Source organism: Bifidobacterium colobi, from assembly GCF_018555455.1.
Classification (GTDB): domain Bacteria; phylum Actinomycetota; class Actinomycetes; order Actinomycetales; family Bifidobacteriaceae; genus Bifidobacterium; species Bifidobacterium colobi.
The window spans coordinates 1-23,044 of record NZ_JAFEJU010000002.1 but is presented as its reverse complement, the minus strand read 5'-3'; the positions used below and the strand labels follow the sequence as shown (position 1 = coordinate 23,044).

Genomic DNA, 23,044 nt, shown 5'->3' with positions numbered 1-23,044 from the left:
ATCTGCCATACCACATTAGCGGCAAGGAATCACAAAACCGAAGACCAACGAAGAAAAACAAAAGAACCGTTGGCATTCCAACGGTTCTTGACTGGAGCGGATGACGGGAATCGAACCCGCGTAATCAGTTTGGAAGACTGAGGCTCTACCATTGAGCTACATCCGCGTGTAGGGCGTCGCTTTTGGCGACTTGAGACATTATACACAACCCTCGGAAAGCGGCAAGTCCCGGCGGCCGGTCGTACATGTTGTTCCAAAACCATCGTCCACGCGACCGCCAATATGACCGTTCATGCGACCTCCCACACGAAAACCGGCTCCCCTCATGGCGAGGAGAGCCGGCGGCTCAGGGACGAGCAGCTATCACAGGTGAATGAAGCGAGCCTCGTACGGGGCGAGGTCGGCGTCGAGCGGTTCCTTGATCACCGCGTCACCTTGCTCGTCGGCGCCCGGGTTCAGATGGATATGCTGTTCAAGTTCGGAGAAGTTGAACAGGCCAACCAGCACAGCGTCATCGACCTTGCGAACCACGGCGAGCACGGTGTCATTGAAGGTATCCCAAGTGGAGACCCAGGCGTCCGGCGCGAAGCAGGGATCGTGACGCTCTTCACGCAGGCCTTCCATGCCCTTGAACAGTCGGTTCTGCAGCGTGCCGGCCTTCTTGCGCAGCGCGGCCTTGTCCCAATCGAACTTGCTGCGATGCAGGTTGCGGCTATCTTCCACGCGATCGGGGTCATCCTTGTAATCCCAGCCGTTGAGCTGGCCGATCTCGTCACCGCAATTGAGCATCGGGAAGCCGCGAAGGAATGCCATGGTCTGGTGCATCAGCAGGTCGCGCTTGATCGAGGTCTCATACAGCGGCTTGTCGTGCGTGATGATGGCCTTTTCGATGCCGGTGAGCGATGCGGTGGTGCCGCAGCTGCGGGCATCGCGGGTGGCTTCGTCGTAGTTGTAGAGCTCGCCCATCGACCAGCTGCCGGGAACCGCGCCCTCGTAGAAGTGGTACAGGAATTCCTTGTGCTTGAGCGGGTCGATGTCGAGATAACGTTCCACATCTTCGTCAAGGCCCCAGCCGATATCGTCGTGGCAGCGCAGGTAGTTGACGAACCAGCAGTTGTCAGGCAAAGCATCGAACTGATCAATCTGGTTCTTGAGCAGGCGCACGTCGCGACTGGCGAGCGCGCTCCACAGGTTCACCATGATGGAGACGTTGTAGAGCATATGGCACTCGGGGGCTTCCGGGGTGCCGAAGTAGGCGGCGAGCTCCTTCGGAGCCATCACCACTTCACCCTTGAGCACCACCGCCGGGCAAACGCATTCGAGGATGATGCGCAGCATGCGCACGATGGTGTGCACCTGCGGCAGGTTGCGGCAGTTGGTGCCGAGTTCCTTCCAGATGTACGGCACGGCGTCGATGCGGAAGACTTCCACGCCAAGGTTGGCAAGGTGCATCACGGAGCCCATCATGGCGACAAGCACCTTGGGGTTGCGGTAGTTCAAATCCCACTGGAATGGGTAGAACTGGGTCATGACCCACTTGTTCATCTGCTCATTCCAAGTGAAGTTGCCGGGAGCGGTGTTCGGGAAGACCTGTGGCACGTGGGCGTCGTACTCGTCTGGGACCGTGCGGTCGTCGTAGCAGAAGTAGTAGTCCTGGTACTCCGGGTCGCCGGCTTGTGCGGCCTTGGCCCAGCGGTGGGTGGAGGCGGTGTGGTTCATCACGAAGTCGATGCACAGGCTGATGCCGGCGCGACGCAGCTTCTTGGCGAGCGCGGCGAGGTCCTCGTTGGTGCCGAGCTTCGGATCCACATTGTCGAAGTCCTCGACTGCATAGCCACCGTCGTTGTTCGGGTGCGGCATCTGCAGCAATGGCATCAGATGCAGGTACGTGAGCTTTTGTTCCTTCAAGTACGGGATCTTGTCGGCAAGTTTCTTGAGGTCGCCGGCGAAGAGGTCGGTGTACATGGTCATGCCGAACATGTCGCCGCGCTTGTACCATTCGGGGTCTTGTTCGCGGCTCTTGTCGAGACGCTTCAGATCGGTTGGACGGTCGGCGTAGGCGGCGGCCATGGATTCGAGGAGTGCGTTGAAGTCTTCGGCGGCGGTTTCGCGCTCGCCATACAGGCTCATGAAGAGGCTTTCGAGCTCGGCCTTGTGGGAGTCGAGACGGGAGAGGAAGACCGGGCTTGGAGCGTGGCGCTTGGTCGCGGCGGCCTTGGCTGCAGTCGTGCGCTTTGCTGCCGATCGCGCGGTCTTCTTTGCTGCTTGTGCAGTCGTAGTTTTGGTTGCCTTAGCCTTGGCTGCGTTGGTTGCGTTTTCTACCGATTGGTTACCCTGAGCCATCGGAAACTCCTTCGTCCCATGTATCTGCCCGCGTCAACCGTTTGACGTTGAAAACCATAGTATCGAACCGGTTCGACAGCGGTATGCGCGACACTCCGAGGTTTCGCGTATTTCAGTGGCCCATCATCAATCGGCGCATTCATCGGCCAGGATGACTACAGCCGAGGCCACCGGACCATCATGGCTTAACGAGATATGAATGACGGGAATCGAACCCGCGTAATCAGTTTGGAAGACTGAATCCCCATTGTTTTCCACCGCGGGATCGACAGTGGCATCAGCAGAAGAACCAACCGAGGGGGATCCCCCACCACGAGTACCACGGAACGCACGCTCCGCATCACCTGAGAGCATTACATGAGGCACCCCACGCGAATCATCAAGGATTTCCACCTCGCGCCATGGAAAGTTATCGAGCGTGAATGGATAAGGCCTCTCCCCCAGCGCTTCGCACCAGGCTTTGAGCAACGCTTCCTTACCGGCCCACTTGGCGGCCAAATGTACGGCTTCACCATCGTTTTTCACACGCGCACGACTGGCGGCTTGGCGCAGCTCGCGCACGGAAAACAGCGCGCGCATATGCGAACCCGGCTCGCCCAACTGCTCGGTGAATGCGGCAACATCGACTACGTCGTGCCCTAATCCACAGATACCCATATCATCACCGTTTCCACTATCGCTATCGCCACCCAATGATTGCGCGAATTCCTGTGTTATCGCAAAGCTTTATCAGTCAAGAATACGGATGTTGTCTTCGTTGAGCTGGTAGCCGATGGCAATCAACTCTTTGAGATACGTATGCATATTGGCGATTCGCAAGTGATCAGTACGTTCCGGCCCACCTTGGCACACCAGCGGGTCATAGACATAACAGTCACCGTACTTCGGAATCGACAGCCGTTTCTTTGCTGCCTTATAACCCCGCATGCCTAGTACATGCTGCCGGAAGTACTCATCAGGGATATCCGCCAAATAATACTTGAGCATGGACGATCGGAATATATTGTTGCGGAATTGCAGCGTCACCATCAAATCCTGTGGCTCCAATGCGATGAGATCGCCGAACGCGGTTGCAAAGATGGGAATCGGCACTTGCTTCTGCCACGGCAGATAGTACAGACGAACCAATAGCCCGCCCAGTCATCGGGGTTGATGACGCGGAGATACCCATCGCAGAAGGTGCCAAGCCCCCATCGATCCCAAACGTCGACAATCTCGTGCGGCAGTTTGTTATGCCACCGCTCGTATGAGCTCGGCGGCATCGGGCGAAACGGCACAAAATCATCGAAACAACTTCGGTCATCCGGATCGACCATGGGCATTCTCCCGTCACTCATGCTTAGTACCAGTATCGCCGAAATTGCCGATATCCATTGTTGGGGAGCGTGATCGCGAAACCGCTACGTGTATCTCGTATCTCGCTTACAAGGGGTTGATTTGCAGGCTGCCGGAGGTCTTTCTGCTTTACAAGGGGTTGTTGTTCAAGTAGCAGCAACCCTAAAACGGCGGAATAACGTTGCGGGAATGCCATTAATACTCGTGCTTTCGTGGATTAGGAACCCCTTGTAATGCAGAAAGATGTTCCAAAGTCCGGAAATCAACCCCTTGTAATGCAGAAAGCCCCTCCGAAGAGAGGCTTTCTCAACCTTCCCGAATTTCTCTCACTGAGCTTGCGTCAGTGAGAGAAATTCGGGAAGGTTGACTCCCATCAACCGGTGGGGGCTAGGGGGAACATCAGGCTTCGTAGAAGCCGGATTCACCAAGGCGAGCATCAGGATTCAGAAGCATTGCCTTTTCGACCTCATGGTGGTCATAGCCGCGGTGGTCCTCATGGAAGCGACGGTTGTCGATCGGCTCATAAAGCGCGGCACGACCCATCATGCCTTCCTCGAGGTGGCGCTGGCCAGCGGCGAGACGCTCGTTGGCGCGTTCGCGCCACTTGGCCAGAGCCTCTTCACCATCGGCCTTGGCCACAGCCGCTTCGAATGCACCGGGGTGAACCAATGCCACGAAGCCGGACACATGGCCGAAGCCGAGCGACGTAGCCAGACCGGCCTTGACCGGGCGACCTGCGGTTTCGTGACCGAACTGGTCTTCACCGCCGCCGATGCGCAGCGGCTTGCGCAACCAGACCATGTGGTCGTCGCACTTGAGCTTCGGGTCGACGCAGTCGAGCGACGCGTTCGCCGGAAGCACACCGGACTTGAACAGCTGGGTCAGGCCGTTGACCTGGAAGATGCAGGCACCGCCCTTGGCGTGGCCGGTGAGCGTCTTCTGGGAGATTACGAACAACGGGTTGCCGTCCGTACGCCCAATCGCGTGGGCCAGCGTGTTGTGCAGCTCGGATTCGTTCGGATCGTTGGCATTCGTGGAGGTGTCGTGCTTGGAGACCACGGCGATGTCATCGGCGGAGACGCCCAACGCGGCCAGATCGCGCACCAGCTTGGACTTGCGTCCGCCGAGGCCCGCCGCCAAAGCGCCGAGGCCCGGAGCCGGAATCGAGGTGTGTGCGCCATCCGCATAGCTGTGGATGAAGCCGACCACGGCCGCGACCGGCAGGCCGAGCTGTTCTGCGATATCGCCTCGGGTCACCAAGATCGTGCCGCCACCCTGGGATTCCAGGAAGCCGCCGCGGCGACGGTCGTTCGCACGGGAGAAGAAGCGTGCATCGATGCCCTTGCCGTACATTTCGGCGGAGTTGGCGGTGGCGTTCATGTTGCCGAAGCCAATCACGGATTCCACGCCGATGTCGTCGATTGCACCAGTGACCACGAAGTCGGCCTTGCCGAGCGCAATCTTATCGACGCCTTCCTCGAGGGAGACGGCAGCGGTGGCGCAGGCGGAAACCGGCTGAATCATGTTGCCGTAGCCACCGATGTAGGACTGCATCACGTGCGCGGCCACCACATTCGGCAGGGCTTCCTGCAGGATGTCGGTCGGAATCTCGTGGTTCAGGAAGCGGTCAAGGTACAGCTTGCGCATCGAGGCCATGCCGCCGAAGCCGGTGCCCTGCGTGGACGCGATCAGCGACGGGTGAATCGACTGTAGGATTTCGGCCGGGGTGAAGCCTGCGTTCAGGTAGGCATCCACGGTGGTGACGATGTTCCACAGTGCGATCTTGTCCACGTCGCCGACCATCGATGCCGGAATACCCCAGCGGGTCGGATCGAAGCCCTTCGGGAACTGGCCGCCGACCGTGCGGGTCATGGTGGCGCGACGCGGCACGCGGATCATCGAGCCGGCGTGACGCGTCACATTCCATTCGCCGGATTCGGCGTCCGGTGCGATGGTGGTGTGCTTGGCATCCAGCTTGACGTATTCCTCGGCGACTTCGCGGCTCGGCACAGAGAAGGTGACATCGTGGTCCAGGAAGACCTCGGCTTCCTCCTCGTCGGCACCGTCCTTGTAGTCGTTGCCCATGCCCTCCTCGAACGGACGGATACCGGAGCGGGCCACAACCTCGTCGTGGTAGCGTTCGGCGATATCCTCTTCGGGCACCAGGTTGCCGTCGGTGTCGTACCAGCCTGGCTTCGGGCTGTCCTGCCAAGTGAGCAGGCCCATGTTCCAGGCCAGCTCGAGCACTGCGCCGGCGCTCAGGTCGACTTCGCCATCCGAATGGATGCCAAGTTCGGCTTCGGCACGGGTGCGGCCGGAACCCCACGGACCAAGTTCGCCAATGGATACGATGACGATTTCGTCTTCCGGCTTGGCGGTGACGCCCTGCCAGTCGGCAAGGTTGACTGCAGCTTGCTTGGTGACGATTGGCGTAGGCAGGGCCTTGAGGGATGCGGCGGAAACGGAGCCTGCGGCACTGGATTCACTACTCTGCTCCTTGGCTTCCTCTGACGAAGGAGCTGTCTGCGCATCTGCCTCAGCTTCTGCCTCAGCCTCCGCACGCAGGGCCTTGATGTCGATGGGCTCGGAGCCGAGGCCACCGGTCAGGTCCACGTCGAGCGGAGCCTTGACGGCTTCCGCGCGCGATTCCGCAGTGCACAGGTCGAGCAGCTTGGCTGCGATCTGCGCGGTGGAATAGGTGTGGATGCCATGACGCTCCACCACGTTGACCAGCGGATCGTTACCGCCCATCAGGCCAGTGCCACGCACCCAGCCGATCTTCGGATGGGCGAAGGTCACGCGGCCAGACCAGGCATCGCGCTCGGCACGGGCACGGTTCACCACGGCATCGAAAGCGGACTTGACTTCGCCATACGCACCGTCACCACCAAAGACGCCACGGTTCGGGGAACCGGGCAGCACCACATGCAGCTTGTGCTGCACGTTGGTGTCGGCACCAATCTTGGACAGACCAGCAATCGCGCGTTCCACACCCCAGAGCATGAGTCGCGCCTGAGATTCGAACAGATCGCCGGCATCGGCCAGCGTGCCATGCACCGGCGGAGCGGCGAACGGGAAGAACAGGGTCGGTTCCCACGCAGGCTTCAGGATGGTCGTGGTGGCACCGGAGGTCTTCTTCTGCTCGTGGCCCACCCAGTCGACCAGCGCATCCACATCGCGGTAGCTGGAGAGGTTGGCCGGAACCAGCCACAGCTTGGCGTTACCGGTGGCATGCTCACGGTATGCCTGCTTGGCCCATGCCTTGACGGATGGCTTGAAGCTGTGCGAGGTGGCCACCACGGTGGCACCGCCGGCAAGCAGGCCTTCGACCACCTGTGCGGCGATGGAGTTCGGGCTCACGCCGGTCACGATGGCGATGTCGTTCGCAAAGCGGGAGGCGGCAGCGTCGGAAGTGACCGATTCGAGGGCCTCGGATGCGATGCGAGCGAATGCGACTTTGAGGCTAGAAGAGGTCTCAGTCGAGAGCTGCTCAGCAAACCACTGAGCTTCGTCGGCGATGGTCTTGCCGAGGCCGACGAAGCTGCCCGCCAAAGCAGCAGCATCGTGGTTGTAGTAGGCACGAGCCAGATCCTCACGAGCGGATGCCCAACGATCATCAAAGAGGATGGCCTTGTTCGCATCGAAGCGCGGTTCGACCTGCTTCGGCCAATCGGAGCCAAGTTCGGCTTCGACGGCGGCCACTACGGCAGCGTTTTCGTCGTCACCCTCCTCCGGTACCGGAGCGGCAACGCCGAGCTCGTTCAGCACAAAGCGGGCAGTGGCGGCGAGTACACCGTTGGAACCGGTGACCTTCTCGGCGAACGCGTCGAGGGCAGCGGAATCCACCACGGCACCACCGGCTGCACCACCTGCGGACGGCAAGGCAACCGAAACACCCTTGAGCTGGGCAACGGCCTGCACGGCGGCGTCGATGAGCTTATCGGCTTCAGCCTTGGACTGCACAGCTGCGGTCGGCAGCTTGGCCAGGTCGCCGCCGCGGGAGCTGGCACCTTCACGGGTGTCGAGCAACAGCGCGGCAAGCACGCTGGCCACCCAACCTTCACCGAGCTGCCAGACGTTGGTCACACGGTCGCGAATGTACTGCTGCTTGACGCCAGCGGCACCGAACAGCGAGCGCAGTCGATCGCGCAGGGCTTCGGAAAGCACAGCACCGAACGGCTTGTAGTTCGGGGCAGCCTTGTTGACGATTTGCGCGAGCTGCACCAGCGTCGCCTCGGCGGCACCGTCCACGCTGGCCACGCCGAGCTCGGAGCTGATGTCCATAAGCAGCTGGTTACGGCGAGAGGAGACACCGTTGGTCAGAGTGTCGGTGGTGTCGGTGCTGCCGATCTGGTCGAGGCGCACCTTGGCGGAGTAAGCCATAAGCACGCCGATGGCGTCGGAGGCCTTGAACGGCAAGTCAGCGGGCTGCCCTGATTGCAGCCCGGCGATGGAGCCATCCGCTGTCGGCACAGAGGCAGCTGCGACAGCGTTTTCCTCAGCGAGAGGAGCCTGAGCAGCGGCAACACCGGAGCCAAGCTTGGCGACGGCGGAGCCACCGGCAGGGGCGGTCTCGACCGGAGCCGGAGCCGCCACATCAGCATCATCATCCTCGGGCACCAAGGAGTCGGAATCAGTCATATAGACGCGACCCTCGTCGCGTCCCACGTTGTAGACCACGGTGTCGGTGCCCGCGAACTCGGGCAGACGCAGCGTCTTGGCACCGAGGTTGGCCAGCGTCGGCGCATTGCCGAGACCGACTTCCACATATTCCTCGACGCCAAGGCCACCATCGGCTCGCGAACCGAACAGCAGGGCTTGGGTTTCAATCCAGCGCACCGGGGATGCGAACTGCCAGGAAAGCAGTTCGGTCAGCAGCAGTCGGCCGAGCTTCTGATCGTCGGCGGCATAGGAATCCCATACAGCCGAGTTCTCCAGAGCCTCGCGAATGCGTTCGGACGGTACGACTTCGAGGATCTTCGCTGCGAACTCCTTGGTCATTTCGAACGGCGCAGCCACCAGGTTCGGAATGTAGCGGCCCACCAAACGACCACGGTAGTCAATGTGCTGTGGCAGCAAAGCATCGAGCTTATCGCGGAACTCCGGCACGCCCTTACGAAGCAGCGTGGAATGGAACGGCACGTCGATACCCGGCACCAGCATGAACGCTGGCTTGCCGCCGTATTCGGCGACTCGGCGGGCGGCATCGGCCTTCAGTGCCTTAAGACCGGCGATAGTACCGGCGATGGCGTACTGCTGGCCGGCGAGGTTGTAGTTCACGATCTGCAGGAATTCGCCGCTCTTCTTGGCCACGGATTCCACGTATTCCTTCACGTGGGCGTCGTCAACGCCGAACTGGTTCGGGCGCAGCGCTCCCATGCGGTAGTTGGAGCGGCCTTGCGCGTCGCGATCGATCAGATGATGCATCGTGGAGCCGCGGTGGAACACGAGTTCGAGCACGGTTTCCAGCGGAATCACGCCAGCGAATGCGGACAGCGCATTGTATTCGCCGAGCGAATGGCCGGCGAAGTAGGCGGGCCAGATATCTGCGCCGGCTTCGCGCAGACGTGCGGTCTGGGCGAAGGCCACGGTGGCGAGCGCCACCTGGGTGAACTGGGTCAGGTTGAGCAGTCCTTCAGGGTGACGGTAGGTGACGCCGTTGGCGGTCAGCTCCTTCGGGTTATCGCGCACGAGACCGATGATCGAGAAACCGAGCTTGGAGCGGGTGAGCTTGTCGGCTCGCTCCCACACGTCGCGGGCGGCTGCGGACTTGGCGCGTTCGTCCAGCACCATGCCCTGCTTCTGGATGCCCTGGCCAGGGTAGACGAAGGCGGCGCGAGGTGCACGCACCAATGCGGTGCCGCGGGAAACCAGCTGTCCGTCGATACGGCAGGTGACTTCGAGGGTCATGCCACCGTGGCGCACTTTGCCGACGCGTTCCACGGAGATTTCCACCTGATCGTTCAGCTGAACCATGCCGTACATGTTGTAGGTCCAGCCGGCGATCTCGTAATGCGCACCCTTCTCGTCGGTGGCCTGCACCGCGTGCTGGGCGGTGGCAGACAGCCACATACCGTGCACGAGCGGAGCCTTCAGACCGGAGATGCGAGCGCCACGGGTGGAGGTGTGGATTGGGTTGAAATCGCCGGAAGTACGGGCGAATGCGGTCATGTCGCCGGGAGCGGTGACCTTGACGCGACGGAGCAAACGGCGAGGAGTCGGCTCGATCTCATCGTGTGCGGCATCGCCGAATTCCGGAGCATCGGCCGGCAACGCGTCGGAGTAGACGCGGCCGCGGATGGCGAAGCGTTCGGTTTCGCGGGCGAGCAGCGTGCCGTCGGCGGCGGTGTGGGTCACATGGATGGTGACCACACGGCCGGAAGCGGATTCGAAGTAATCCTCGGCCCAGGAAGTCAGGGCAACGGTTTCGCCAACGTGGCGCAGCAGCTCGGCTTCATCAACCTCAAGTTCGATGAGATGGTCGAGATGTACGGCGTTGAGCAGGCCTTCGATCACCGGGTAGCCGTTGACAGATACGGAACCGAGTGCCGCGTAGATCGCCGGCCAAGCCGGGCCGACCAGCGCATCCGGAGCGATGCGGCTAGGCTGCAAATCAGTTGGCAGTGCGCCACCGGTGGCCGCCTCGTGGTCGAAACCGAGGTTGGCGGACAGGGTGTAGGTGGTGTGTGCTTCGCCGAATACTCGATCGGCAGCAGGCACAATCTCGGGCATGGCGGTGAGCTTGTCGCCGGTGATGGCGGTGTTGCCGATGCCGGCGGTGGCGGCCAACATCGCGTACACGTCCGGAATCAGTCGTTCACGATCCACGACCGGCACGCGGCCCGGCTCGGCACCGTTCACAATCAGCGGAATGACGATGTCGCGCACGGCATGCTTGGAAGTGCCGCCGTCCGGATCGTTGTCCCAGAAAGTATCGAGGTGAATGTCGAGATCATACTTGCCGGCTGCGGCATCGAATGCGCGAATCTCGTAGTTCTTGTCGCCCAACGCGGTGCCGTAGGCGGGATTATCGGTGATGTGGCCGACCCAAGAGATGTTCGGGGACTTGCGGATGAAGTCCTCAGCGGAAGCCGCTTCACCGAGCGCGGCGAAATCATCGGCTTCGGACACAGCTGAATCTTCCGCTTCCTTGGCGCGCTCGATAGCGGCATGCTCGAATCGGCCAAGAATCGAGGCAACCGGCTCGTCCACAGTGGTGATGCCAGCCACGGAAATCGGACCGGGGATGGCACGCACGGAATCAGCGGAGTAACGCGCATCCTCGGACTGCCAGAGCTGATCCTGACCCCACCAGCGCAGCAGATCGTTGTCGATGACCGGCACGAACGGCATCGGCTTCGGATATTCGCGCACCAGCACCGGGAACCATGCCACATCGGCGGGCACCACCTTGAGTTCGGCGGTTCGCGGGTAGATTTCGGCAAGCTTGGCGAGTGCGGCGGACGGGTCGGCAGCCACATCGGCGCGAGTCAGCAGTCCGGCTGCTGCAGCATCTTCGGCAGAGGCATCAGCGGCAGCGAACAGCTTGGAGGTGAACGCACCGGAATCAGTATCGTTGACGCGCGCTTCGATACGCTCCAACAGGTGCTGGAAGCGGTCGGCATAGGTGGGGTCCACCCAGGGGAAGGCAAGATCAGCGAAACGCTGCGCCCATTCGAGGTAGGTCATGGAAGCAAGGTCGCCGAAGTATGGCTTGGCGGTCTTATCGAGCGCCGCAATGATTTCCTCGCGACGGGATTCCAGCTCCTCCGGGTGCTTCATAACGCGTACGAGCAGTCGGCCGCATTCGGCGGACGCGTTTTCAAGCTCATAGATATCGGCATGCAGATGGCTCAGACCGGAGGAGACACCGCCCACGGACTTGCCGGACGGCACCCAGTGTGCGGCCTGCGGCGCGAACACATCCACGGCAGCATCAGAGTCAGCAGCCGAAGTGCCGGCAATACCCGGCGTCTTGACCAGCAGCTGCTTGACTTCAGGGCTGGTATGCGCTTCCTTGGCGGTCATCACGGCGGTGCCTACGAGCACGCCATCCACCGGCATAGCCGGCAGACCGTAGGCGCGGGCCCACTGGCCGGAAATGTAGTCGGCGGCACGCTCAGGAGTGCCGATGCCGCCACCGGCCACGAGCACCAGGTTCTCGCAGGCACGCACCTCAGCATAGGTGGCGGCCAGCAGGTCGTCCAGAGCTTCCCAACTGTGGTGGCCGCCTGCCTCGCCACCTTCCACCTGAATCATGATGGTGGCGGGAGCCACGGCCTTGGCGATGGCCACCACCTGGCGAATCTGGTCCACGGTGCCGGGCTTGAAGCTCACGTACGGCAGACCGTCGGCGTGCAGCTGCTTGATCAGCGTCACGGCCTCATCCAGCTCGGGGATGCCGGCGGACACCACCACACCGTCGATCGGAGCGCCAGACTGACGCTTCTTCGGCACGATGCGGGAGGATCCGAACTGCAGGTTCCACAGGTAGCGGTCCATGAACATCGCATTGAATTCCACCGTGCGGCCTTCTTCAAGCTGTTCCTCGAGAGCGGCCACGTGGCGGTCGAACACTTCGGCGGTCACCTGGCCGCCGCCTGCGAGCTCAGCCCAGTAGCCGGCGTTGGCTGCCGCGGCCACGATCTCAGGCTCCACGGTGGTCGGCGTCATGCCTGGCAACAGTACCGGCGGCTTGCCGGTGAGACGGGAGAACTTGGTGACCAGCTTGTCGCCGGCCGGCGTGCTGATCACGCGTGGTGCGAACGTCTTCCAGTTCTGCGTGCGCTCTGGCTCGCCTTCCAGCGTGGAGAGTGCAGCGCGTTCGGCCAACGTGGTGGCTTCCACCACGCCGACACCGGTGCCTTGCACCACGTTGCCGATGAGCTTGCCGAGCGTATTGCCCGGACCCAGATCCACAATCCACAGCTTGGCCGGATCTTCGGCAGTTTCCAGCAGATGCTTGACGCGGGCGTTCCAGTCCACGTGATTGATAAGCACTTCCTCGGCGAGCGCGCGGGTGCGATCCTGATCGAAGCCGCATGCGGCAGCCCATGCCACGGTCTGTTCAACAGCTTCAGCCATCAGTGGCGAGTGGAACGGCAGGGTGACCTCAAGGTACTCCAAAATGGGGTTGAACACGGTGCCGCCGCGCAGCTTCTGTTCGCGCAGCTTGGCCTGATGCTGGTGTTCGTGCTTGGCGGCTACAGCGAATGCGGCCAAATCCTCCGGGTAGCCGGAAAGCACATAATGGTTCGCGGAGTTGGTGACGGCGATGGAAATCGGCCCGCGAGCATGCCCGCCATCAGCCACGCGTGCGATCAGTGCCTCGACCTGCGCTTTGTTGGCGCCCTTGACGGAGAGCATTGGGCTGGCCTCACCGTACTTGGCGGCAAGTCCAAGCGCACGCACGCGGCGGGTGCCGGCGGCACCAATCAACGCTGCAATAGCCAGGATTTCATCCAGCGCTTCGGCGGCAGACTCAACGGAACCGGCTTCTTCGATGGCGCGTGCCATGTGCACGGCGAGCACGCCCTGCGAATGGCCGAGCACGGCGACTGGATGTGCTGCGGACAGTGCATAGCCAAGGTGTTCAAGGTCGAGCAGTGCGCCCAGCTGGGTCAGCGCAATGCCTTCCACGGAGGCAGAGGCATCGGCTGCGGCACCGAGTTTGGCCGGGTTCGGCGTGAAACCGAACAGATCGACCGGGCGACCGGTGGTAGCCAGCAGATCTGCGGCGACTGGGGTCAGCAGTCGGCTGGCGGCTTCGGCGTGAGCGTGCAGTGCGTCGGCAAGGCTGGGATCGGTGGTCTGATCGGCGAGCGTAACCGGCCACGGGGTGGACTGTCCGGCAAAGGCGAGCGCGTGCGGCTCGGCGGCCAGGCGATTGAGGAAGAAGGTGGTCATTACTTTCCTTACTTGTGTTGAGTTGGCGTCTTACAAAGTTGTGTTATATGGATGGCGTTGTCAGTTCAGTCGACAACCCACCGGGCTGCAACCTGCCCGATGCAAGTCACAGCGGCTGGTTGCCGTGGTGCTTGGTCGTATGTTTCACGCGACGCTTGGTGGCCAGTGTGCTCAGTGATTCGATGATGACTTCGCGAGTTTGTTCGGGGTCGATCATCGCGTCAATCTGTCCGATTTCGAGCGAGAGGTTCGCGTTGACCGTGCTGGTTTCGTAGTCCTTGATGTATTTGGCTCTCAGCGCTTCTACATCAAGTCCCGCGGCTTTGGCTTTGGCCAGATCATGACGGTGGATGATGTTCACCGCGCCAGCTGCGCCAAGCACTGCAATCTGCGAGCTCGGCCAAGCGAAGTTCAGGTCGGCGCCGATGGCCTTGGAACCCATGACGATGTAGGCGCCGCCGAATGCCTTGCGCAGCACTACGGTGACCAGTGGCACTTGCGCGTTGGCGTAGGCGTAGATCACTTTGGCGCCGCGGCGAATGATGCCGGCGTGCTCTTGATCGGAGCCGGGTTTGTATCCGGGCACGTCCACGAGCGTGATCACCGGCAGGTTGAAGGCATCGCACAAGCGCACGAATCGGGCGACTTTTTCCGAGGAATCCACGTCGAGGATGCCGGCGCGTACGTTCGGCTGGTTCGCCACAATGCCCACCGGCTTGCCTTCGATGCAGGCGAAGCCCACGAGCGCGGAAGCGCCGAAGAGCTCCTGGACCTGCACGAATTCGCCGTAGTCGGTGATGCAGCGGATCACGTCGAGCATGTCGTAAGGCTGGCGTTCGTTGGCGGGCACGATGGTGGCGAGTCGCTTGGCGGTGTCGCGTTCGGCGCGGGTGGCGGCGTACGCGTAGACCGGCGGCTGGCTTTCCGAGTTGGATGGCAGGTAGGCGAGCACGGTGCGCGCGTAGTCGATGGCATCGGATTCATCTTCGCCGAGGTAGTGAGCCACACCGGAGACCTTGTTATGCACTTCGCCGCCGCCGAGGTCTGCCATCGAAATGGTTTCACCGGTGGCCGCCTTGACCACGTCCGGCCCGGTGACGAACATGTTCGAGTTCTCGCGGGTCATGATGATGAGGTCGGTCAGGGCCGGGCAGTAGACGGCACCGCCGGCGCAGGGTCCCAGAATCAAGCTCAGCTGCGGTACGAATCCGCTGGCTTCACAGGTTTTGCGGAAGATTCGACCGTACTGGGTGAGCGCGGCCACACCTTCCTGGATACGGGCGCCGCCGGAGTCCACGATGGCTACGATTGGCACTTTGAGGTCGATGGCCATGTCCATCAGCCGGCAGATCTTCTCACCCTCCGCGGTACCCAAGGTGCCGCCTTTGACGGAGAAGTCCTGCGCGTAGACGGCGACCTTGCGCCCGTAGACGAGTCCGAATCCGGTGATGACCGCGGCTCCGGCATTGCCGCCGGCGATGTTGCCGCCTTGGAATCGGCCGATTTCCTCGAAGGAGCCGGTGTCGAACAGCAGGTCGAGGCGTTCGCGCGCGGTTTTCTTGCCTTTGGCGTGCTGCTTGTCGCGGGCGCGATCTTCGGCTGCACGAGCCAATTCGGCGGCGCGTACCACAGCTGCGCGCAATGGCTGGTGGCCGGAGGGCTGCGAAGCGGCATTGGACGCCGCGCCTGCCGATGCCGGAGACACCGAGGTTCCAGCCGCAGCGGCAGCCTGCACGGCTTTAACAGCAGGCGAATCCATGATGTCAGTCATTCTTGCCGCCTTCCTTCACCGGATTGGCTCCCGTTGATGGGACCTTGCCGCCAGTCACGTCGAGCGTGACCAACGTGTCGCCGGCTTCCACGCCGTCGGCCGGACTGACGAAGATCTTCTTGACTTCGCCGGCTGCAGGCGCGTACACATAGTTCTCCATCTTCATGGATTCGAGCACCACCAGAAGATCGCCCTTGGCCACCTGCTGGCCTTCGGACACGTTGATGCGCGTGACCACGGCCTGCATCGGGGAGGCGATGATGCCGGATTTGGCGCCATCGTTGACTTTGGCCGCGGCCGATGCCACGTTATGCAATCCGGCGCCGCGCAATGGCTGGGTCGGGCGCTTGGCATTGCGGGCACGGGCGGAACCGGTTAGGTTCTCCACGATGTCCAGCGGCACGGTGAGCTTGACGCGCCGATCGTTCATTTCGATGACGAACGTCTCGGACTTGGTCTTATCCGGCTGGTTTGCGGCGGCACCCGGTGCACCTGCGGCGGTGGCGCCCAATGATGCCGGCTGGCCGGCGCGAGCCGAATCAGGCGTACGGTTCAGGTACGTGCGCTCCAGCCACTTGGTGGTCACCGAGAACGGATGACCGTGTTCGGCGGTGAAGTCATCGTTGCGGAAGATTTCCTTGTACAGCGGAATCGGCGTGGGCACACCCTCGATCACCAATTCGTCGAGCACGCGGCGCACACGGGCCACGGCGTCGAGACGGTTCTGCGCGGTGACGATGACCTTGCCCATCATCGAATCGAATTTCGGGGAGATCGTGTCGCCCTGCTCCACACCGGTGTCGATGCGCACGCCAGGGCCTGCCGGCCATTGAATCTTTTCGAGCGTGCCGGAACCGGGAGTCAGGTTGGTGGCCGGATCCTCACTGGTGATGCGCAGCTCGAAGCTGTGGCCACCGGGTTCGGGAGCACGGGTCAGCTCGCCGCCGGAGGCGATGACCAACTGTTCGCGCACCAGATCAAGACCGCTGACTTCTTCGGAGACGGTATGTTCCACCTGCAGTCGAGGATTCACTTCCAGGAAATAGACTTTGCCGTTCGGCGTCACCATGAATTCACAGGTGCCAAGACCCACATAGTCCACGGTGGTGAAAAGCCGACGGGAGTATTCCTCCAACGTGGCGACGACTTCCTCGGTCAGGAATGGGGCGGGCGCCTCTTCCACGAGCTTCTGGTTGCGGCGCTGCAGCGAGCAGTCGCGCGTGGAATACACAGTGAAATTGCCGTGCGAATCGCGTCCGGACTGGGTTTCCACATGGCGAGCCTTGTCCACGAATTTCTCGATGAAGTATTCGTTGAGGTCGCCGCCCTGCAAGGCATCATGGTTCATGTAGAAGCGACGCAGCTCCTCGTCGTCATACACCACGGTGATGCCGTGGCCGCCGCCGCCATCGGTGCGCTTCATCATGATCGGATAGCCATGCGTGTGCGCGAAGTCGAGCAGTGTACGCACGTCGGTCACCGGCTCGGAGATGCCGGGCACCGGCGGCACCTTGGCGCGCAATGCCACGCGTCGCGCGGTGATCTTGTCGCCAAGGTCCACGAGTGCGGTGTGGTGCGGACCTACCCAAATTGCACCGGCATCCTCGACCTTCTGCGCGAAGCTCGGCACCTCGGAAAGGAAACCGTAGCCGGGGTGCACGGCGTTTGCGCCGGAGCGGTGCAGGATATCGATGAGCAGGTCTTCGTTGAGGTACGTGTCCTTATAGGTGTCGCCGGAAAGCAGGTAGGCTTCATCCGCCATGTCCACGTAGCGGCTGTTGCGGTCCTGTTCGGCATACACGGCCACCGTGGAGATCCCCATCTCCTTGGCCGTGCGCACCACGCGAAGGGCGATTTCACCTCGGTTCGCAATCAGTAATTTCTTGACACTTTGAGTCATATCGTCAGATTGTCCCCTTGATGACGAAATCCGGCAACCCCTATGCGAACAAAAGCTTTCATCCCGTTTTGTAGAGGCCAAACAAACGCCTGCGTAAGTTCCCCTTACGTAACCGGCAAGTACGCAGCCTGCAAAACCGCAGTATTACGCCGTTTTCAGCATGCCGCTCACCAATCAATCAAAGTTGACATTTACTGCATTGTTCGTCAACTTCAAATAAAAACAATAATGGTTTTTTGTATTTCCATACGAAACCGCACGAAACCGCACACTCGTACGATGGCAATCACAGTTGGGAAAGGCTCCAGCATGGATGTCTTGCCGATGAGCTTCCTCACTCAGCAAGTCGGCAAGACATCCGCATCTCACATCGCGACAATGCGGCACCAACCAGTACCGCATGCGCATTACGCAACCAAGGGGAAACCATCATGCAGACTTCACACACCGCAGCACCGGCCACCAGCGCCGCTTCACTGATTCGTCGCGCAACCGCAGTCTCCTGGAAGCCGGTGCTCTTCGCTGCACTGCTTTGGCTTTCGGCTGCAGCCGGCGAGATTCCGATCCCGGGCACCCCGGTTCCGATCACCCTGCAGACGTTCGTGGTGATGCTCGCCGGCCTGATGCTGACCTGGCGACAGGCGGGTTCCGCTTTGGCTCTGTACATCGCAGCCGGAGCAGCCGGACTGCCGGTGTTCGCCGGCGGCGCTTCCACAATGGCTCTGGTCGGCCCGAGCGCTGGCTTCATCTTCGGATTCCTTCCGGGCGCCATCGTCATCGCGCTGCTGCGCGGCAAGGCGGATACGTCGTCGCTGACTGCCGCGGCACTGACTACGGCCCGCTACCTGTTCGCCACCATCATCGGCGGCGTTGCCGTAGTGTACGCGTTCGGTTTCCTTGTGCAATCCGCACTGACCGGCGCTCCGATTGCAGCCGTGGCACTGGCTTCGATGGGCTTCGTTCTCGGCGACATCGTCAAGGCTGTGGTCGCCGCCGCGGCTGCCGCAGGCTTGACCAAGCTCAGCCGCTAATCATTCGGTTCCCGAATTTCTCTCACTGACGCATCGTCAGTGAGAGAAATTCGGGAACCGTTGCGTACTTAGAGCACACCCACGTCCGCAGTGTGCACAATATGATCCACTCCGTCTGGCGTATGCAGCACCAATGATGCATCGTCATCAAGCCCGATGGCCTTGCCAACCAACGTGGATCCGTCGGTGAAATGCGCCTCGACTTCACGGCCGCGTGCCCAGCAAATAGCCTTCATCTCAGCGCGCAGCAGTTCGGCCTGCCCGTGCGGATCCGCGATGAACTTCGCCAAACGTGTTCCCAATCCCTCGACCTCGCGTGCGGCCACCGCATCCTGCATTGCATCGAACGAGGGCAGACCAGTGGCGTGTAACTGCAATGATGTGGATTTCGCAGTAGGCAGTCTGCTGGGATCCAATGCCAGATTCAATCCGACGCCGAACACCAGCGCCACATCATCATCGCTTCCGGCAGCGCCGCCGTCAGCATCAGGAATCATCACCACTTCAGACAACAGTCCGCCGAGCTTCAATCCATGGCAAAACACATCGTTCGGCCATTTAAGCTCCAGGAAATGCGCCGAATCAATCATCGAAGCACCAGATTCCTCAATCATGCCGTTCAACGCGTCCACTGTGGCCAGGCCGGCGATCATTTGCAGCCAGCCGTTCACCGACGGATCCAAAGCCACAGCCCGCGGGATGCGTACCACATAGGAAATCGTCGAACAGCATCCCGGCTGGCTGATCCAAGAGTGACCATTGCGCCCGCGCCCGGCAACCTGACGATCAGCGACCACCACGGCGACCGGCAGTCGCTCGGCATCGGAACCGGCCGCCGAAGACGGCAATGCCAGCGAACCGTCCGCAATCATCTGTGCTGCAAGCGCATTGGTGGAATCGACTTCGGCAACGCTGACGATTCGATTCGCGATAGCCTCGGTTTTCGGCAATTGAGGTTTCGTGGTCTGTAGTGCAAGCATCATGAGCAAAACGTTACCGCATCATGGATGCCGAAGAGTCCAATAATCCCACGAAAACGGCTCAAAATCAAGGTTTTACCAGCATCAGCACCATGTGAACGCTCACAGCGTGAGCAAAGTCACAGGCCTCGACGCTCCACCACACGCCCGCTGCACTGCACTGTATAGCGGACTCCCTCATCTTCGACAGCACACCTGCCGCGATCGCACTGCAATCGCACTGCAATCGCACTGCATTCGCACAGGCGTACGGTCCACTGCTATGCTTGCCGCAGTCATCTTGTGACTCACACGTTGATTGCCTTGCCGTTCGCGTATGCGGCTACCATTGACTCACATGACGTCACCAGCCATATCCAAGTCTGCCGCCGCAAGCCACCCTTCCTCGGCGAGCAACCAACGAAGCAGTTCACGATTCGCCCGCATCGGCAGTATCGCGCGCTGGACACTGGCGGTATTGGCTTGCCTATGGTTATCGCTGTGCACGGCAGTCGGACCGCTGTACTGGGATTTCGAAACCGGTACCATCGCGCACTGGAACTGGGCGAACACCGCAATCTTCATCGGTTCGTTCATCATCTATATCGGCATTATTCTTGGCTGCGTTCGATTCGCTGAGCTCGGCCGCGCGCTGCCTGCCAAACTCAGCGCACGCCTGCACGAGGCAGTTCAGCAGTTTTTTGCGCACGCCGAGACTGTTGAAAGTCAGCATATGGCTGATGATGACGGCACACGCAAACGTGCAGCCCGATTCCATATCTCCCGCCAGCAGATTGCCACAGGCACGGCACGCGCGCTGCTTTTCTGTAATCGCTGGCTCATCCGCGGCACGAATCGGTTCTGGAAACTCCTGCTGGTGTTCTTCGTCGGCTGGCTATGGATTCCCACCACGCTGTTGGCCGCGTTCGGTGCGGATGTTCGCTCGCAGATCCGCGAATTCAGCTGGGCTTGGAATCAATGGACGGGATTGAAGCAGCCCTACATCGGGTTCTTCTCGTTCGTACCGATGGACATCTACCCCACCGCACACTACATGTGGCCGTCCAATCCCACATATCTGACCGATCAGCACAATATCGTGCTGACACTGATCTACGGTGCCACAGCATCATTCTCCCGGTATGTGACCGGCTCGAACGATGCCGGCATTGTGGTGCTCGCCGCCCTGCAAATGCTGTTCGCGGTATTCTGCTGTGCCGCAGCCGCACATCGTTTCCTGAATCGACCTTGGTTGAGCGCAACCGACACTGCCGATGCCGGGTCCACTGCCGGTGCCGGGGCTTCAGCAACGCCGCCGCAAGCCGGCGGTTTAGCTCGCTTCCTGATTCTGCTGTTCTTCATGGTGTGCCCGTTGGCCGTGTTTTCCACGATTTCGCTGACGAAGTCGCCACTGTTCGCATTCTCGTTCGTCTGGTGGTTCAGCATCTGGTATGAGCTCACCCAGACGTGGAGACCGGCCGCCGCATGGCATCTGCGCAAGCCGCGGAAGAACCGTTCAGCAGACTCGGTACCATCGTCAGTCGTACAGTCGGTAGTGAAGCTGCCGCGGCACAGCTTCATTGCCTTTATCGTATCCACTTCGGTAATGCTGATCTCCGCCAAATACGCGTGGTACATCATCGCGTTGCAAATCGTATTGGCCATCATTGCCGACCGTCGCCGATGGGCCACCTACGTTGCCGCGCTGCTTATTCCGACCGTATTGATTCACGGCGGCATCGCCTACGCCATCTCCTCGAATATGATCATTGGTGGCGATCCCATCGAAAGCCGCGGCGTGCAGCTGCAGATGATTGCGCGCGTGGCGCAGCGCAATCCCGATGGCATCTCCCAGGAAGCGTTGGAAAACCTCTCCCCCGTGTTCAACAAGGACCAGATGGCCGACGCCTACTCGCAACAGGACGCCGACCCGGTGAAATCCTCGGGCATCCAGTCCAAGAAGGTCAGCTATAAGTGGCGTACGGTCACGCCGGATGACATGGCGAACTTCAACAAGGCGTGGCTGGATATCGTCAAAGACAATCCGGTCATTGCCTTTGACGCGTTAATGGCCAAATGCTTCGGCTACTTCAATGTGACCGATCAGCCATACGTATCCATGGGGTATTACGTGACCAGCGATTATGTGCAGAAAAGTTCCGTATGGATCAAGTCATACAACCATGATTGGCGCGAGCATATCGCGGGGTTTGCCAAGTCCTGGGGTTGGATTCCGGTGCTCGGCTGGCCTACGCACGGCAACTTCTATGTGGTGCTTACGCTGTTGATTGGTGCCGCTGAGGTCATTCGCCGCCGCTGGCTGACTCTGATGACGCATATGCCGTTGCTTCTGCTGATGGGCGTGATGATCACCGCCCCCGCCAATAACTTCGAGCGTCATATGCTGCCCGTGGCTTTTGCTTTTGGGTTCGTGGTGCTTACCTATTGGCGCGAATCGCGTGCGGAACTGGCTGCCGTGCAGTCTCAGGACTAAGCCATATGCTCATGGTCTGCGCGCAACTCAAGTAACAAGGTTTACACTATTGGATATGCCTTCAGACTTTCTTGATCTTCTCGCAGAGGATGTTGCCGGAGCCACCGATGCCACGGCAACCGACCGCATACGTACGGTGCTTTTTGAATGTCTGTTCAATGGGCTGTCGGATCAACGCGTCTCGTCGCTATTTACGCTGCTTGGCTTTACCGGTGAGTTCGACTGCTATGCCATCGCCGGCTACCCCGCGCGCTCCTCGGCACGAACGCGTAAAGCCATTGAGAAAATCGTGTCTGATTTTGGTGGGGTCGGTATTACTGCCGAACATACGCTGCACGCTTCGCTAGCTGCTGGGCATGGTGGTTCCGCGCACGGTACTGCGGTGGATAAGTCTGTGGATAAGTCAGCAAAGCTGGACAAATCCGCCAATACGGTAGTCGTGGCACTGATTCGTCCTATTGGTGCGGCAACGCCTGAAGTGATTTGCAATACGATTGCGTCGGAATATAGTGATGCGCGTCCGTTGGCATTAGGTCCGCAGCTCAATGGTGCGGATGGTGCGATGCGTTCGATTCGAACGTCGTTGTTCTGTTTGCAGGCGGCACCGGCTTTGGCTGCGGCAGTGCCACAGATACCACGTCCTTTGCGCAATGATGATGCACTTCCTGAACGAGCCATGATTGGCGATGTGGACGCGCGCGAAGAGCTGGTCAACGTGGTCTATGGCAGTCTGGCATCAGGAGGACCGCAGGATCCGACGTTACTGACGGTATCCACATTCCTCAAGTATGGCGGCTCATTGGAGACGGCGGCTAAGGAGCTGAATGTGCATCCGAATACGATTCGTTATCGTTTGAAGCGTGCCGCTGAGTCCACCGGATGGGATGCGACTGATCCGCGTGAAGCGTTCGTGCTTTCATGCGCGATTGCATTGGGCCGTATGGCCGCTTAGTCGGTTACCGCTGCATAGCCGTGTGCAGAGTGCGCAGAGTTGAGGTACATGACCTCGTACACAGCAAATGATTATTGGCCATAATGCAGTAACGCCCCTCAGGAAGCTGAATTCCTGAGGGGCGTTATGCATTACTGTGCATGGATATGCTGTGGATAGAAAACGCAATAAATGCAGGGACCCTCGGGAGCTGTTGCTCGACCGAGGGTCTCTCGTTAAGTGTTAATGCGGCGGCGTGCTACTCTCCCACACCCTGTCGGGTGCAGTACCATCGCCGTGCCAGGCCTTAGCTTCCGGGTTCGGAATGGGTCCGGGCGTCTCCCCTGGGCTGTGACCGCCGCAAGTCTTCTGTT

10 protein-coding genes, 1 tRNA gene, 1 rRNA gene and 2 pseudogenes are annotated in these 23,044 nt (G+C 60.7%); 3 read left to right on the top strand and 11 right to left on the bottom strand.

Annotated elements, in window-relative coordinates:
• Positions 1–92 precede the first annotated feature (92 nt).
• From JS530_RS02510 to JS530_RS02475, 9 genes and pseudogenes are all read right to left on the bottom strand, one after another.
• A tRNA-Gly gene (locus JS530_RS02510) sits at positions 93–166 on the bottom strand.
• Between the two features lie 197 nt (positions 167–363).
• The gene (locus JS530_RS02505; RefSeq protein WP_214375660.1) at positions 364–2,343 is read right to left on the bottom strand and encodes an alpha-amylase family protein; all 1,980 of its coding nucleotides are present in this window, start codon (positions 2,341–2,343) and stop codon (positions 364–366) included.
• A gap of 126 nt (positions 2,344–2,469) precedes the next feature.
• Positions 2,470–3,000, bottom strand: coding sequence for a holo-ACP synthase (locus JS530_RS02500; protein ID WP_214375659.1), 531 nt, complete (start codon positions 2,998–3,000; stop codon positions 2,470–2,472).
• A 72-nt stretch (positions 3,001–3,072) separates the two neighbouring features.
• Positions 3,073–3,471, bottom strand: coding sequence for a T6SS immunity protein Tdi1 domain-containing protein (locus JS530_RS02495; protein ID WP_240541056.1), 399 nt, complete (start codon positions 3,469–3,471; stop codon positions 3,073–3,075).
• Complete coding sequence (locus JS530_RS11045; RefSeq protein ID WP_425350845.1) at positions 3,372–3,605, bottom strand: GAD-like domain-containing protein; 234 nt, start codon at positions 3,603–3,605, stop codon at positions 3,372–3,374. The genes JS530_RS02495 and JS530_RS11045 overlap by 100 nt, the downstream gene beginning before the upstream one ends.
• Before the next feature lie 472 nt (positions 3,606–4,077).
• Positions 4,078–6,126, bottom strand: a pseudogene (locus JS530_RS11040) (beta-ketoacyl synthase N-terminal-like domain-containing protein); the annotation flags it as partial.
• Between the two features lie 77 nt (positions 6,127–6,203).
• Positions 6,204–13,584 (bottom strand): annotated as a pseudogene (locus tag JS530_RS02485) (fatty acid synthase subunit beta domain-containing protein); the annotation flags it as partial.
• 106 nt (positions 13,585–13,690) lie between these two features.
• On the bottom strand, positions 13,691–15,355 hold the full coding sequence (locus JS530_RS02480) for an acyl-CoA carboxylase subunit beta (RefSeq protein ID WP_214375655.1): 1,665 nt from the start codon (positions 15,353–15,355) through the stop codon (positions 13,691–13,693).
• Complete coding sequence (locus JS530_RS02475) at positions 15,348–17,255, bottom strand: ATP-binding protein (RefSeq protein WP_214375654.1); 1,908 nt, start codon at positions 17,253–17,255, stop codon at positions 15,348–15,350. Before JS530_RS02475 ends, JS530_RS02480 begins: the two co-directional genes overlap by 8 nt.
• 431 nt (positions 17,256–17,686) lie before the next feature.
• Between JS530_RS02475 and JS530_RS02470 the strand changes: the two genes are divergently transcribed.
• On the top strand, positions 17,687–18,286 hold the full coding sequence (locus JS530_RS02470) for a biotin transporter BioY (RefSeq protein ID WP_214375653.1): 600 nt from the start codon (positions 17,687–17,689) through the stop codon (positions 18,284–18,286).
• Positions 18,287–18,354: 68 nt separating this feature from the next.
• Here JS530_RS02470 and JS530_RS02465 read toward each other — a convergent pair whose 3' ends face one another.
• Positions 18,355–19,269 (bottom strand): biotin--[acetyl-CoA-carboxylase] ligase, encoded by a 915-nt coding sequence (locus tag JS530_RS02465; protein ID WP_214375652.1) that lies wholly within the window; start codon positions 19,267–19,269, stop codon positions 18,355–18,357.
• A 334-nt stretch (positions 19,270–19,603) separates the two neighbouring features.
• Between JS530_RS02465 and JS530_RS02460 the strand changes: the two genes are divergently transcribed.
• Together JS530_RS02460 and JS530_RS02455 are read left to right on the top strand one after the other, a co-directional pair.
• Positions 19,604–21,739 carry a DUF6020 family protein gene (locus tag JS530_RS02460; protein WP_214375651.1) on the top strand — a complete coding sequence of 712 codons (2,136 nt, stop codon included), beginning with the start codon at positions 19,604–19,606 and terminating at the stop codon, positions 21,737–21,739.
• 55 nt (positions 21,740–21,794) lie between these two features.
• Positions 21,795–22,691, top strand: coding sequence for a PucR family transcriptional regulator (locus tag JS530_RS02455; RefSeq protein ID WP_214375650.1), 897 nt, complete (start codon positions 21,795–21,797; stop codon positions 22,689–22,691).
• A 225-nt stretch (positions 22,692–22,916) separates the two neighbouring features.
• Here the strand turns inward: JS530_RS02455 and rrf are convergent.
• Positions 22,917–23,033 (bottom strand): 5S ribosomal RNA (rrf, locus tag JS530_RS02450).
• Between the last annotated feature and the right edge of the window lie 11 nt (positions 23,034–23,044).